The 12,550-nt window shown below is 66.1% G+C and carries 14 protein-coding genes and 1 tRNA gene; 6 read left to right on the top strand and 9 right to left on the bottom strand.

Going from position 1 to position 12,550, the window contains the following annotated elements; translation table 11 throughout:
• Window positions 1-110 precede the first annotated feature (110 nt).
• Window positions 111-578 (bottom strand): tRNA (adenosine(37)-N6)-threonylcarbamoyltransferase complex ATPase subunit type 1 TsaE, encoded by a 468-nt coding sequence (tsaE, locus tag ASD22_RS02065; protein ID WP_156458919.1) that lies wholly within the window; start codon window positions 576-578, stop codon window positions 111-113.
• Complete coding sequence (locus ASD22_RS02060) at window positions 571-2,067, bottom strand: bifunctional ADP-dependent NAD(P)H-hydrate dehydratase/NAD(P)H-hydrate epimerase (RefSeq protein ID WP_056078274.1); 1,497 nt, start codon at window positions 2,065-2,067, stop codon at window positions 571-573. Before ASD22_RS02060 ends, tsaE begins: the two co-directional genes overlap by 8 nt.
• 39 nt (window positions 2,068-2,106) lie before the next feature.
• Between ASD22_RS02060 and queG the strand changes: the two genes are divergently transcribed.
• Window positions 2,107-3,180 (top strand): tRNA epoxyqueuosine(34) reductase QueG, encoded by a 1,074-nt coding sequence (gene queG, locus ASD22_RS02055; protein ID WP_056078269.1) that lies wholly within the window; start codon window positions 2,107-2,109, stop codon window positions 3,178-3,180.
• A 14-nt stretch (window positions 3,181-3,194) separates the two neighbouring features.
• Here the strand turns inward: queG and panD are convergent, their stop codons facing one another.
• The 5 genes from panD to pcnB form a co-directional block, all read right to left on the bottom strand.
• Window positions 3,195-3,584 (bottom strand): aspartate 1-decarboxylase, encoded by a 390-nt coding sequence (gene panD / locus ASD22_RS02050; protein WP_056078266.1) that lies wholly within the window; start codon window positions 3,582-3,584, stop codon window positions 3,195-3,197.
• 98 nt (window positions 3,585-3,682) lie between these two features.
• Window positions 3,683-4,528: a pantoate--beta-alanine ligase gene (gene panC, locus ASD22_RS02045; protein WP_056078263.1), complete on the bottom strand. Its 846-nt coding sequence runs from the start codon at window positions 4,526-4,528 to the stop codon at window positions 3,683-3,685.
• A gap of 17 nt (window positions 4,529-4,545) precedes the next feature.
• A complete protein-coding gene (panB, locus tag ASD22_RS02040; protein ID WP_056078260.1) occupies window positions 4,546-5,376 on the bottom strand; it encodes a 3-methyl-2-oxobutanoate hydroxymethyltransferase in 831 nt (276 codons plus the stop codon).
• Window positions 5,377-5,429: 53 nt separating this feature from the next.
• On the bottom strand, window positions 5,430-5,906 hold the full coding sequence (folK, locus tag ASD22_RS02035; RefSeq protein WP_056078258.1) for a 2-amino-4-hydroxy-6-hydroxymethyldihydropteridine diphosphokinase: 477 nt from the start codon (window positions 5,904-5,906) through the stop codon (window positions 5,430-5,432).
• The gene (gene pcnB, locus ASD22_RS02030) at window positions 5,903-7,255 is read right to left on the bottom strand and encodes a polynucleotide adenylyltransferase PcnB (RefSeq protein ID WP_056078255.1); all 1,353 of its coding nucleotides are present in this window, start codon (window positions 7,253-7,255) and stop codon (window positions 5,903-5,905) included. Before pcnB ends, folK begins: the two co-directional genes overlap by 4 nt.
• A 200-nt stretch (window positions 7,256-7,455) precedes the next feature.
• On the opposite strand from pcnB, the gene ASD22_RS02025 reads away from it, so the two are divergent.
• Together ASD22_RS02025 and fdxA are read left to right on the top strand one after the other, a co-directional pair.
• Window positions 7,456-7,531: transfer RNA gene (locus ASD22_RS02025), tRNA-Glu, on the top strand.
• Window positions 7,532-7,702: 171 nt separating this feature from the next.
• Window positions 7,703-8,026: a ferredoxin FdxA gene (fdxA, locus tag ASD22_RS02020; protein ID WP_007082672.1), complete on the top strand. Its 324-nt coding sequence runs from the start codon at window positions 7,703-7,705 to the stop codon at window positions 8,024-8,026.
• Window positions 8,027-8,088: 62 nt separating this feature from the next.
• Here fdxA and ASD22_RS02015 read toward each other — a convergent pair whose 3' ends face one another.
• Window positions 8,089-8,670, bottom strand: coding sequence for a hypothetical protein (locus ASD22_RS02015; RefSeq protein WP_056078252.1), 582 nt, complete (start codon window positions 8,668-8,670; stop codon window positions 8,089-8,091).
• 48 nt (window positions 8,671-8,718) lie between these two features.
• A complete protein-coding gene (gene dapA, locus ASD22_RS02010; protein ID WP_056078249.1) occupies window positions 8,719-9,612 on the bottom strand; it encodes a 4-hydroxy-tetrahydrodipicolinate synthase in 894 nt (297 codons plus the stop codon).
• A 113-nt stretch (window positions 9,613-9,725) separates the two neighbouring features.
• Here dapA and ASD22_RS02005 point away from each other — a divergent pair, with 113 nt between their 5' ends.
• The 3 genes from ASD22_RS02005 (at window position 9,726) to ASD22_RS01995 (ending at window position 12,473) form a co-directional block, all read left to right on the top strand.
• Window positions 9,726-10,292, top strand: coding sequence for an ACT domain-containing protein (locus ASD22_RS02005; protein ID WP_007082669.1), 567 nt, complete (start codon window positions 9,726-9,728; stop codon window positions 10,290-10,292).
• Between the two features lie 236 nt (window positions 10,293-10,528).
• Window positions 10,529-10,990: a peroxiredoxin gene (locus tag ASD22_RS02000; protein WP_056078246.1), complete on the top strand. Its 462-nt coding sequence runs from the start codon at window positions 10,529-10,531 to the stop codon at window positions 10,988-10,990.
• Between the two features lie 103 nt (window positions 10,991-11,093).
• Window positions 11,094-12,473, top strand: a complete 1,380-nt coding sequence (locus ASD22_RS01995) for a PhoH family protein (protein ID WP_056078243.1) — start codon at window positions 11,094-11,096, stop codon at window positions 12,471-12,473.
• The last annotated feature ends 77 nt before the right edge of the window (window positions 12,474-12,550 follow it).

The raw sequence follows: 12,550 nt of genomic DNA, 5'->3' as shown, positions 1-12,550 counted from the left end.
AACCTGCGGTTGCTTTGTCAGGGAATGTCCAGCTATCGGACGCAAGTAGCGCATTTCGCACGGATCGACCACCGTGGCCACCCTGCATAATTTCGAACGAAAACGCGGGCTTAACGTAAACGGCGCCGCAGACGCTCGCCACGGGCGGTGAAAACCTGCAACGCGGCGCGGCGCCCATCGCCGGCGTAATCCATGTGCAGGGCCACATCCGCCGCCGGCAACGCGCCGGCACCGCGCTCGGGCCATTCCACCAGCACCAGCGCGGAAGGGTCGGCCAGCGCGTCCAAGCCCAGCCATTCCAGCTCGCCCGGATCGGCAATGCGATAAAGATCCAGATGCCACGCCGGCATCGCCTGCGCGTGGTAACCCTCGATCAGGCTGTAGGTGGGACTCTTGATCCGCTCACCCACACCCAGGGCCGTCAACAGCGCCCGCGCGAAACTGGTCTTGCCGGCACCCAGCGGACCGTGCAGATAGACCACCGCGCCTTCGTGGATCGCCTTTGCCACACGCGTGGCAAAAGCGATGGTGGCGGCTTCGTCGGGCAGGTTCCAGGCGTTCTCCGGCGAATCAACCATGGGAGGAAACCCCATCAGGCGGTGCGTTGCCCAGGATGCGCAACGGATCGAGCAGGTCGCTCGCCAACAGGCCACGCTCACCCTGACGTGCCGCGAGATCGCCGGCGCGCGCGTGCAAGCCCACGGCCAGGCAGGCCGCTTCCCACGGCTCACACCCTTGCGCCAGCATGGCGGCGACGACACCGGTGAGCAGGTCGCCCATGCCACCCGACGCCATGCCGGGGTTACCCCACGGACAGACGTCCAGACGTCCATTTGCATCGGCGATCAAGCTGCCCGCACCCTTCAAAACCACCACCGCGCCATAGCGGCTGGCAAGCTTGCGCACGGCGGAAAAACGGTCGCGCTCAATGGCGCCGACGGTTACGCCAAGCAACCGCGCCGCCTCGCCGGGATGCGGCGTCATCACCGTGGGCGTAGTGAACACGCGTGGTTCGCGGGCCAACAGGTTCAGGCCGTCGGCATCGAGCACGGTCGGTTTGCCGACATCCAGCGCGGTCAGCCACAACGCGTGGCCCCACGCGCTCTTGCCCAGCCCCGGCCCCAGTGCCAGCACACTGGCGCGTTCCAGCAGCGGTTCCAGCGTTTGCGGGCCGTCGACGGCATGCACCATCAGTTCCGGCCGCGCCGCGTTCAGCGCAAACACGTGCTCGGCGCGCGTGGCGACGCTGACCAGGCCGGCGCCAGCGCGCAAGGCGGCCTCGCCTGCCAGCCGCGCGGCACCGGCCATGCCGTGATCGCCACCGATAATCAGCACATGGCCGTTGTCGCCCTTGTTCGCATGACGGGCGCGCGGTGGCAGCGCCTCGGCGGCAAGCAGCGAGGCATCCGGCTGAAGCGGCGAATAGACGTGGGCCGGCACGCCCAGCGTGGCCAGCTCCAGCGTGCCGACCTGATCGACGGCACGCCCGGTATGCAGCCCGCGCTTGTGCGCGAGGAAGGTAACGGTGACATCCGCGCGGATCACCGCGCCGGGACAATCGCCGCTGTCGGCGGACAGACCGGACGGCAGGTCGAGTGCCAGCACGGGCGTGACACTGCCGTTGATCGCTTCGATGAGCGCCGCCTCCGCCGCAGCCGGTGCACGGTTGAAACCGATGCCGTACATCGCATCCACATGCACATCGACCTCAGGCAGCGCCTCGCTGTCATCCCAAAGCCGCACGCTTCCGCCGGCGGCCTCCCACGCAGCGCGTGCCTGCGCCGCCTCGCCACGCGAGCTTTCGGTGAGCACCACCACCTCGACCTGCAACCCCGCCTCGCGCGCCAGCACGCCCAGCAGGAAACCATCGCCGCCGTTGTTGCCGGGGCCGCAATGGATGGCGACCCGCGCCGCCTGCGGCCAGTGCCGGCGCAGGCTGTCGAGCGCGGCATGGGCCGCCCGCAACATCAGCTCGTGGTCGCCGACGGCCAGGGCGTCCAGTGCGCCACGCTCCAGCGCGCGCACCTGGTCGACGGTGTAGAGGGCACGGTGCGGTGAGGTAGACATCGGCGAATTATAAGCCTGCGCACGATTTACAATGACCGGATGTCCGCCGCCGATGTCCCTTCCACCACCGACTTTGCCGCGCTGGCCCGCGACATCAAGCGCTGGGCGCGGGAGCTCGGGTTCGCCAACACCGGCATCAGCGGCGTCGACCTCGACGAGGACGAACAACACCTGCAGCGTTGGCTCGACGAGGGCCATCACGGCGAGATGGAGTACATGGCCCGCCACGGCAGCAAGCGCACGCGGCCGGCGGAGCTGGAACCGGGCACGCAGCGGGTGATCTCGGTACGCATGGATTACATCCCGCCCGGCACCGCCAATGCGTGGGATGTGCTGGGCGATGCGCAGGCGGGCTACGTCTCGCGTTACGCACTGGGCCGCGATTACCACAAGCTGATGCGCGGGCGGCTGCAGAAGCTGGCCGAGCGCATCCAGGGCGTGGTCGGCGATTTCGGCTACCGGGCGTACGTGGATTCCGCGCCGGTGATGGAGAAGGCACTGGCACGCAACGCGGGGCTGGGCTGGATCGGCAAGCACACGGTGCTGATCAATCGCCGCGCCGGCTCGTATTTCTTCCTGGGTGAGCTGTTCACCGACCTGCCGTTGCCGGTCGACCCGCCGGCCAGCGCCCATTGCGGCAGCTGCACCCGCTGCATCGACGTTTGTCCGACCCAGGCGATCCTGGGGCCGTACCAGCTCGATGCGAAGCGCTGCATTTCCTACCTCACGATCGAGCTCAAGGGCAGCATCCCCGAGGATCTGCGCGCGCCGATGGGCAACCGCATCTTCGGCTGCGATGACTGCCAGCTCGTCTGCCCGTGGAACAAGTTTGCGCAGGAAACCAGCGAACCGGATTTCGCGCCGCGGCACAGCCTGGACGGTGCGAAGCTGGTGGAGCTGTTCGGCTGGACCGAACAGGAATTCCTCAAGCGCACCGAGGGCATGGCGATCCGCCGCACCGGTTACGAGGGCTGGCTGCGCAATATCGCGGTGGCGCTGGGCAACGCGCCCCGCTCAACCGAGGTTGTGGAGGCGCTGAATGCGCGGGCCGATCATCCTTCGCCGGTCGTGCGCGAGCATGTGGCCTGGGCGCTGGCGCGGCAGCGCGGGTAAAGTCACGCGCTGGTTCAGGAAACCTCGGCCATCTGCTTGGGAATGGCGCGATTGGTGTGGCTGATGCGGTTGTGCGCACCCACGTAGACCAGGGTCGGCTGGTACGTTTCCAGCTCCGCCTCGCTCAATTGCACGAAGGCCGCGATGATCACCAGATCACCCGCCTGCGCGCTGCGCGCGGCGCTGCCGTTGACCGAGATGATGCCCGAGCCCTCTTCTGCCCGCAGCGCATAGGTGACAAAGCGCTGGCCGCTGTTGACGTTCCAGGCGTGGATCTGCTCGTACTCGCGGATGCCCGAGGCATCCAGCAGCACGCCGTCGATCGCGATCGAACCCTCGTAGTGCAACTCGGCGTGGGTCACGGTGGCGCGATGGATCTTGGCCTTGAGCATGTTCAGTTGCATGACGTTCTGTTCCAGCAGGAGCTGCGTAAAGCGGCATTATACGGCCCGCGCGTCGCTGCGTCGCAACACGACGTCTGGCACGGGGCGTGTTTCGGGTATCAGTCGAGCAGCAGGTTGTCGATCAGGCGCGTGCTGCCCAGCCGTGCGGCCACCAGCGCCACCAGCCGCTCGCCGGCCTGGCCGCTGGGTTCAGCCAGATTTTCCACGTCACGGATCACCACATAATCCGGCGCAAAACCGGCACGTACCAGGCGTGCATGCGCCGCCTGCTCCACCGCTTGCCATGCGTGGCCCGCGTCCAGCAGCTCGCGCATCTGCAGCAGGGTGGAGTGGATGTACGGCGCGCGGCTCCGCTCCTCCGGCGACAGGTACTGGTTGCGTGAACTCAGCGCCAGGCCGTCGTCGGCGCGCAGGATCGGCGCAGAGACCACTTTTATCGGCAGCGAAAGATCGCGCACCATGCGCTCGATCACCCTCAGTTGCTGGAAATCCTTCTGGCCGAACACCGCCAGATCCGGCTGCACCAAGTTGAACAGTTTGCACACCACCGTGGCCATGCCATCGAAATGGCCGGGGCGATGCGCGCCTTCCAGCATCGTGGTGATCTCGGGCACGCGCAGCAGCACGGTGCTGGCGGGGCCGAACGGATACAGCGTGGCCACTTCCGGCGCAAACAGCAGGTCGCATTCCTGCTCGGTCAGCGCGGCGCTGTCCTGCGCCAGGGTGCGCGGATAGCGCTCGAAATCCTCGTTCGGCCCGAACTGGGTCGGGTTGACGAACACACTGGCCACCACCTTGTCGGCGCGGGCACGCGCCAGCCGGATCAGCGACTGATGCCCGGCGTGCAGGTTGCCCATGGTGGGCACGAAGCCCACCGTCTGGCCTTGTGAACGCCAACCACGGATGGTGGCACGGAGTGCAGCGGCGTCCTGGACGGTTTGCATGGGAGGGGTTCCGTCAGTCAGCTGAAGCAATGCTCGGGGCCGGGGAAGGCACCACTGCGCACGTCGGCGGCATAGGCACTGATAGCCGCGCCCACGGAACCGCTGCCGGCCAGGAAATCCTTGCTGAATTTCGGTCGCTTGCCCGGCGTGATGCCCAGCATGTCGTGGATCACCAGCACCTGCCCGTCGCAATGCGGGCCGGCGCCGATGCCGACGACCGGAATCTGCAGCGCGCCGGTCACCCGCTCGCCCAGCGCGGTAGGCACGCCTTCGAGCACCAGCAAGGCGGCACCGGCGGCCTCCACGGCCAGCGCCTCGGCGAGGATGCGGTCGGCGGCGGCCTCGTCGCGGCCCTGGATGCGGAAGCCGCCGAATTTGTGCACCGACTGCGGGGTCAGGCCCAGGTGTGCACATACGGGAATCGCGCGCGCGGTCAGGGCTTCGATGATCTCCAGCACATGCGGCGCGGCGCCCTCGATCTTCACCATCGCGGCACCCGCCTCGCCCACCAGGCGCGCGGCGGCCTCCATGGCGTGCACAGTGTCGCGGTCGGCCATGAACGGCAGGTCGGCCACCAGCATGGTGGCGGACAGCCCGCGCGCCGCGGCGCTCGTGTGGTAGACCATCTGGTCCAGCGTTACCGGCAAGGTGCTGCTGTGGCCTTGCACCACCATGCCCAGCGAATCGCCCACCAGCGCGATATCGACGCCGGCGTTTTCCAGGTGCCAGGCGAAACTGGTGTCGTAGGCGGTAAGCATCACGATGCGCTGGCCAGCCGCCTTCATGGCATGCAGACCCGGCACGGTGACCGGCTTGCGCGGCGGGGCTTCGGCATTCTGTACGTACACGGCACTTCCTGCGGCGGTCAAACGGCAATTATCCGGCGGATCGCGATCTTGCCTCAAGCCAGCGCTACGCAACCGTGAATATCGATCCGCGCCAACAGCTCCGCCACCGTCCCGGCTGGCAGTTGCAGCTCGGGCGCCACGTCGGCCAATGGCAGCAGCACGAAGGCGCGTTCGGCGATGCGTGGATGGGGCACGGTCAGCTGTGCGTAGTTGATGCGGACGCCATCCATGTACAGCAGATCGAGGTCCAGCGTGCGCGGGCCGTTGCGCTCAAGTCGAACGCGGCCGGCCTGCTGTTCGATCGCATGCAGGGCATCGAGCAAGGCATGGGGCGACAAGCCGGTATCGATGGCAACTACGGCGTTGATGAAGTCCGGCTGGTCGAGAACGCCCCACGGCGGCGTGCGATACAGCCGCGAGCGCTGCAGCACCCGGCTGTCCGGCAGCCGCTGCAGCGCATCCATCGCATCGAGCACCTGCTGGCGCGGATCGCCCAGGTTGCTGCCCAGGGCAATGAAAGCGCGGGTCACGCCGATCCCGCGTTACCCGATTTGCGCCGACGCCGCCGCGGACGCGGTGGTTTGCCGGCGGGAGCGGCGACCGGGTCGCTGGCCGCATTGCCACCGCCGACCGGCAAGGCCGCGGAGAGCACATCGGGCGGCAACTGCTGGGCGTGTGCCCACCACTGGCCCAGTTGCAGCGTCGCCGGCGATTCGTCCGCTCGCAGCAGCAGGAAATCGAACGCGGCACGGAAGCGTGGGTGCGCCATCAGGCGGAACACGCGCTTGCGCTGCACCTGTTCGAACCGCGGCTGCAGCGACCAGATCTCCTCCATCGTGAAGGTGAACCGGCGCGGGATGGCCACGCGCTGGCACTGCTCGCCCACCACCTGTGCCGCCGCGCGCGCCCAGGCATCGGTGCGCTCCACACCGCGACCGATCAGCTGCTGCGCCACGTCGCGCACCTCGCCCCACAACAGCACCGCAAACAGGAACGCGGGCGTTACCGATTTGCCTTCGCGCACCCGCGCATCGGTGTTGGCCAGGCCGTGCTCGACCAGCGCGCGCAATGCGGCATCGCCGCGCTTGAGCGCGCGCGCGGTGGCGGGAAACAGGAACTTCAGCAGGCCGCACTGTTCCAGCATGTGGAAACTCTTCAGCCCGTTTCCGCTCAGGAACATCTTCAGCGATTCATCGAACAGGCGCGCTGGCGCGGCATCGCCCAGCAGCGGCCCCAGTGCTTCGAACGGCGCCATAGCGGCCGCGTCGATGTGCATGTCCAGCTTGGCCGCCAGTCGTGCCGCGCGCAGCATGCGTACCGGGTCTTCGCGATAGCGTGTTTCCGGATCGCCGATCAAGCGCAATACGCGGTCGTGCAGGTCCTGCATGCCGCCCACGTAATCGCGGACGGAGAAATCGCTGATGTCGTAATACATCGCGTTGACGCGGAAATCGCGGCGGATCGCGTCCTCCTCGATCGTGCCCCAGATGTTGTCGCGCACGATGCGCCCGTCGACGATGCTGCGGTCGCCTTCGCAACCCTCCTCGCCCAGGCCCCGAAAAGTCGCGACCTCGATGATTTCCGGGCCGAACACCACATGCGCCAGGCGGAAGCGACGGCCGATCAGGCGGCAGTTGCGGAACAGGTGCTTCACCTCGTCCGGGGTGGCGCTGGTGGCCACGTCGAAGTCCTTCGGCGCCAGGCCCAGCAGCAGATCGCGCACGGCACCGCCGACCAGGTAGGCGGTGTAGCCGGCTTCATTCAGGCGATACAGCACGCGCAGCGCCGCCTTGCTGATGTTCTTGCGCGAGATGATGTGCTGATCGCGCGAGATGATCTTCAGCGCGGATGGGGCGTTGGTTCTTGAGTCGAGGTTCAAGCGGTCAGAATCCTTCCAGGTGCATGGCACCCATGACTATAACAATCAGGGCGCTCGATACCGCCGATGCGCCGCCGATGCATTGGACGCCCGATTGCCCACGGCAACCAGCGTGTTTGCGGCGGCGTGGACGAATGACCGGTTGCGAGGCATTGCCGCCCGAAACAATTTCGCTATACTAGCGCGCCTCGCAAGAGAACGCTCCCTTCGTCTAGTGGCCCAGGACACTGCCCTCTCAAGGCGGGAACACGAGTTCGAACCTCGTAGGGAGCACCATTTCGCTTTTGCAATCTTCCGTGATTGCTGTTGTCTGGAGAGGATTCCGACAACTGGACCAACGTGACGTTGGCTGGACCAGAAGCGGCCATCCATGGCCGCACTCTTCACAAGAGCGCTCGATCGACACACTCGTTCGAGCGCCGTTCCATTCAAAGCAGACCCGCGTTCATGACTTTCGTCGTCGTCGACAACTGCATCAAGTGCAAGTACACCGATTGCGTTGAAGTCTGCCCGGTCGATGCCTTCCGCGAGGGCCCCAATTTTCTCGCCATCGATCCCGACGACTGCATCGACTGCACGTTGTGCGAACCCGAGTGCCCCGCCAACGCGATCTACCCCGAAGACGACGTGCCAGCCGGCCAGGAAGCGTTCGTGGCGCTCAACGCCGAACTGGCCCGCGACTGGCCAGTGATCACCGAGCGCAAGGACGCCCCCGCCGACGCCAGCGAGTGGGACGGCAAGCCGGGCAAGCTCCCGCTGCTGCAGCGCTGAGCAAACCTCATCCATGAAAAAAGCCGCCCGAGGGCGGCTTTTTTCATGGTGCCTGGCCGGGTTTAGTCCGTCAGCTTCGCTTTCAGCGAATCGATGATCTTGCCCACGGCGTTGACGCCACCCTTGGCGCGAACCTCGCTGCCATAGGTACCGCTGTCACCCACGGTGACCACGACCTGCTGCGCCGCGCCGCCCGATGCGGTGGCATCGCTGCGCTTTTCGCGGTGGAACATGCGGCCGAAGAAGCCCCGCTTCTTCGCGGCACCGGCAACGGCAACCGTGTAGCTGTGCGCGGCATCATCGTGGCTGAGTACCTTGCCCACCTTGCCGTCCTGCAGTGCCTGCCCGACCCGTTGATAGACCGTGTCGATCGGGCCGGACGTGATGAAGCCGTCGGAAATCTCGCCGGCGGTGGGTCCGACGGAGGCCCTGGCGCCATTGGCGGTCGGCTGGTTGGCACCGGGCGGCGGAATGTTCAGCGCCGCGGTAGCCGATGGCGTGTCCAGGTTCGGCGGAATCTCCAGCGGCGATTCCTGCACGGCGGTCTCCCATGCCTTGTGCGAGCGGAACATGCCGCAACCGGCGAGCAGCAAACCGCAGAGGGCAAGCGCGGGCACGGTGACGAGGAGCGAGGTTTTCTTCATGTAATGGGATTCCGTGGAAGGATCGGGCCGCCGCAACGCCGCAGCGCTTCAGGCAGCAGTGGCCAAGGATGCCAGACTGGACAGTGCTTGGCGCAGTCGGACACGTTCCGGGCCTTCATTCAATTCAACAAGCGGCAACCGCGGCAACGCCAGACCAAGCCCCAGCTCGGGCAACCCCGCCTTCACCGCGATCGGATTCGGCGCGCAATTGAGCGCCTTCAACAACGGCTCCAACGCGGCAAAGCAACGCGCCGTCGCCTCCCTGTCGCCGCCGACCGCCGCGTCGCAAAGTGCACGGAACGCCTTGGGCACCAGGTTGGCCACCACCGAGACAGTACCGTTTGCCCCGGCGAGCATGGCGTCGGTGGCGGTAGCGTCGTCACCGGACAGGTAGACGAAATTCTCGCCCGCAAGTTCCGCAAGCGCGCGAATGCGCTCCGCATCGCCGCGGGCTTCCTTGATACCGATGATGGACGGATGGTCGCGCAGACGGGCAACGGTTTCCGGCAACATGTCGCAGGCCGTGCGGATGGACACGTTGTACAGCAGCAGCGGCAGGCCGCCGTGGTCGGCCACTTCCAGGAAATGGCGGCGCATGCCTTCCTGGGTCGGACGCACGTAGTAAGGCACCACCACCAGCGCCGCATCGGCGCCAAGTGCCTGCGCGCGTCGGGTTGCTTCCACCGTCTTGGCCGTGCCCGCCTCACCGGTGCCGGCGATCACCGGCACCCGGCCGTTCACATGACGAACGCCGAACGTCAGCAGGCGGTCGAACTCTTCGGGCTCCAGCATGTGCGCTTCGCCGGTGGAACCGGCCACCACCACGCCCTGCGTGCCACCCTCGAGTTGATAGTCGAGCAGGCGGCCGAACGCCGGCAGATCGAGCCCGCCATCAGCAGTAAACGGGGTGACCAACGCACAGATGCTTCCACGAATGTTCAAGACACGTCCCGCCCGGCAATCAGCCGTCTATGTTACTTGCGGGCTCGCCAGACGGGCAAGTAAGCTCGAACGGAGTCATTCCGCACCATGCGGACTTCCCACGGGCAAACCTCTTGAAATCTTCTTCCGCTTCTTCCGTCCGCGCGGGCGCCGACGAGCAACTGCTGATCCAGGTATTGACGCCGGCACTGCAATCGCCGCTGCTGACGCTGGCACGACGCATCGCCGATGCCGGCTGCAACCTGGCCGAGGCGCGGGTAGCCACGATCGGCACGGAAATCTCGCTGATGCTGCTTGCCACCGGTGCCTGGGATGCGCTGGCCAAGCTGGAATCGGCGCTGACCAAGCTGGCCCGCGACGAGAGCCTGCGGCTGGTGCACTACCGCACCCGACCGCGCGAAAACAGCTCGCATCTGCTGCCATATCTGGTCGAAGTGGTGGCGGCCGACCGCCCCGGCATCGTGGCGCGCATCGTGGAATTTTTCAGCCAGCATGAGATCAGCGTGGAGCAGCTGAACTCCACCCACTACCAGGCCATGCAAACCGGCGCGGAAATGTTCCAGGCCCAGTTCACCATCGGCATCCCTTCGGAAATCCACATCGCCGCGCTGCGCGACGACTTTCTCGAACTGTGCGACGGGCTGAACCTGGACGCGATCATGGACCCGGTGAAATTCTGAGAGGTTGTGATTTTTCAACCTCTCAGCCCGGCCATGGCGAGGGCATGGATGCCCGAGTTGAGGCAATGCATGGAGCAGTTGCCCTATGCCCGAGTTGAGGCAACGCAGGAGCGGTTGCCCGATGGCCGGACAAGCGCCGAGCATCGCGCGAACCATCCACGCTGGCAAGGTCTGTCATCCGCCGTACGGCAAGCGCTAGTCTTGGGCCATGCGGCCTCCGCCGCGATGGAGCGTCCATGCCCGAAATCGGCAAGAAAGTCCCACCGCTCACCGGGCCTACCGGCACCGGCGAGCCACTGAAACTGGCCAGCCTCAAGGGCCAGTGGGTCGTCCTCTACTTCTACCCCAAGGACAGCACCCCCGGCTGCACTGCCGAGGCGCAGGATTTCCGCGACCTCCACCCGCAATTCCGCCAGCGCGGCGCGCAGATCGTCGGCGTGTCGCGTGATGCCGTCGCCTCGCACGCCCGGTTTGCGGAAAAGCAGGCGCTGCCGTTCCCGCTGGTATCCGACCCCGACGAAACCTGGTGCAAGGCGTTCGACGTGATCCACGAGAAGGTGCTGTACGGCAAGCGCCACATGGGCGTGGTACGCAGCACGTTCCTGATCGACCCCGACGGCAAACTGTCACGGGAATGGCGCAAGGTGAAAGTCACCGGCCACGCGCAGGAAGTGCTCGACGCCATCCCGGCCGCGTGAGCGCACACCCCGCATCGCTTTTTCGGGCGTGGCACGCCACGCCTCTCCGCCCGCGACCGCAGCATCGCGATCCCTCCCCCACCACCCGCGAGGATTCTTCCGCATGACCGGAAGCAAGCGCATCTACGCTCTGGACACCAACGTTCTGCTGCATGACCCGACCTCGCTGTTCCATTTCGAGGAACACGACGTCTTCATCCCGATGACCGTGCTGGAGGAACTGGACGAGAAGAAGAAGGGCGCGTCGGAAGTGTCGCGCAACGGCCGCCAGGTCAGCCGTTTCCTCAATGAGCTGATCGAGCGCGGCAAGCAGCATGACCTGTCAGATGGGCTGGAACTGACCAACCCTGCCGGCATCAAGCTCAAGCGCGGATCGGCGGTGGGCCGGCTGTATTTCCAGCAGCGCATCAGCAACGGCCACGGCAAGGCCGACAACCAGATCCTGGCCGCGGTGATCGAGCTGCACGAGCAGCATCCCGACCGCACCGTGATCCTGGTGACCAAGGACATCAACCTGCGGATCAAGGCCAGCATCCAGGGCATCACCGCGGAGGATTACGAGAACGATCGCGCGCTGGACGATTTCTCGCTGCTCTACAACGGTGTGGAGGCGTTGCCGGAAGACTTCTGGGAGCAGCATCCGGAAGTGGAATCGTGGACCGAGCGCGGACGCACCTACTACCGCCTCGACCGCCACGAAAGCGAGGAGTGGTACCCCAACGAATGCCTGTACATGCCGGGCGAAGGCGGCATCGAGCTACGCGTACTGGAAGTCGGCGAGGACACCGCCACGCTGGTGTTGCTGGATGACCACTCGCATGCCAACCACCACGTATGGGGCATTGGCGCGCGCAACCGCGAGCAGAACTTTGCGCTCAACGCGCTGATGGACCCGGACATCGATTTCGTCACCCTGCTGGGCAACGCCGGCACCGGCAAGACTTTGTTGGCACTGGCCGCCGGCCTGGCCCAGGTGATGGACCAGCAGCGCTACCGCGAGATCATCATGACCCGCGCCACCGTCTCGGTGGGCGAGGACATCGGCTTCCTGCCCGGCACCGAGGAGGAAAAGATGACGCCCTGGATGGGCGCGCTCACCGACAACCTGGAAGTGCTGGCCAACCCGGAAGATGGCGGCAGCTGGGGCCGCCAGGCCACCAACGACCTGCTCGCCTCGCGCATCAAGATCCGCTCGCTCAACTTCATGCGCGGTCGCACCTTCCTGTCGCGCTACCTGATCATCGACGAGGCACAAAACCTCACCCCGAAGCAGATGAAAACCCTGATCACCCGCGCCGGCCCCGGCACCAAGATCGTCTGCCTGGGCAACGTCGAGCAGATCGACACGCCCTACCTCACTGAAACCACCTCCGGCCTCACGTACGCGGTGGACCGCTTCAAGCAATGGGAGCATTCGGCGCACGTCACGCTGCGTCGGGGCGAACGTTCACGGCTGGCGGATTTCGCGGCGGAGACGCTGTAAGCCGGGATTGGGGATTGGGGATTCGGAACGGCCCGAAGCCGGGCTTCATCGCTGAATGGGAATCCTCGCGCGACTGA

The organism is Rhodanobacter sp. Root480 (genome assembly GCF_001426645.1).
GTDB lineage: Bacteria > Pseudomonadota > Gammaproteobacteria > Xanthomonadales > Rhodanobacteraceae > Rhodanobacter > Rhodanobacter ginsenosidimutans.
This window is presented reverse-complemented; position numbering and strand designations above follow the sequence as displayed.

What these genes read in the sequence shown, in the direction of transcription:
- tsaE (WP_156458919.1), bottom strand. Translation starts at nt 578, where the DNA reads ATGGTTGATTCGCCGGAGAACGCCTGGAACCTGCCCGACGAAGCCGCC.
- panC (WP_056078263.1), bottom strand. Translation starts at nt 4,528, where the DNA reads ATGCAAACCGTCCAGGACGCCGCTGCACTCCGTGCCACCATCCGTGGT.
- ASD22_RS02015 (WP_056078252.1), bottom strand. Translation starts at nt 8,670, where the DNA reads ATGAAGAAAACCTCGCTCCTCGTCACCGTGCCCGCGCTTGCCCTCTGC.
- ASD22_RS01995 (WP_056078243.1), top strand. Translation starts at nt 11,094, where the DNA reads ATGACCGGAAGCAAGCGCATCTACGCTCTGGACACCAACGTTCTGCTG.
- ASD22_RS02000 (WP_056078246.1), top strand. Translation starts at nt 10,529, where the DNA reads ATGCCCGAAATCGGCAAGAAAGTCCCACCGCTCACCGGGCCTACCGGC.
- fdxA (WP_007082672.1), top strand. Translation starts at nt 7,703, where the DNA reads ATGACTTTCGTCGTCGTCGACAACTGCATCAAGTGCAAGTACACCGAT.
- panD (WP_056078266.1), bottom strand. Translation starts at nt 3,584, where the DNA reads ATGCAACTGAACATGCTCAAGGCCAAGATCCATCGCGCCACCGTGACC.
- ASD22_RS02060 (WP_056078274.1), bottom strand. Translation starts at nt 2,067, where the DNA reads ATGTCTACCTCACCGCACCGTGCCCTCTACACCGTCGACCAGGTGCGC.
- queG (WP_056078269.1), top strand. Translation starts at nt 2,107, where the DNA reads ATGTCCGCCGCCGATGTCCCTTCCACCACCGACTTTGCCGCGCTGGCC.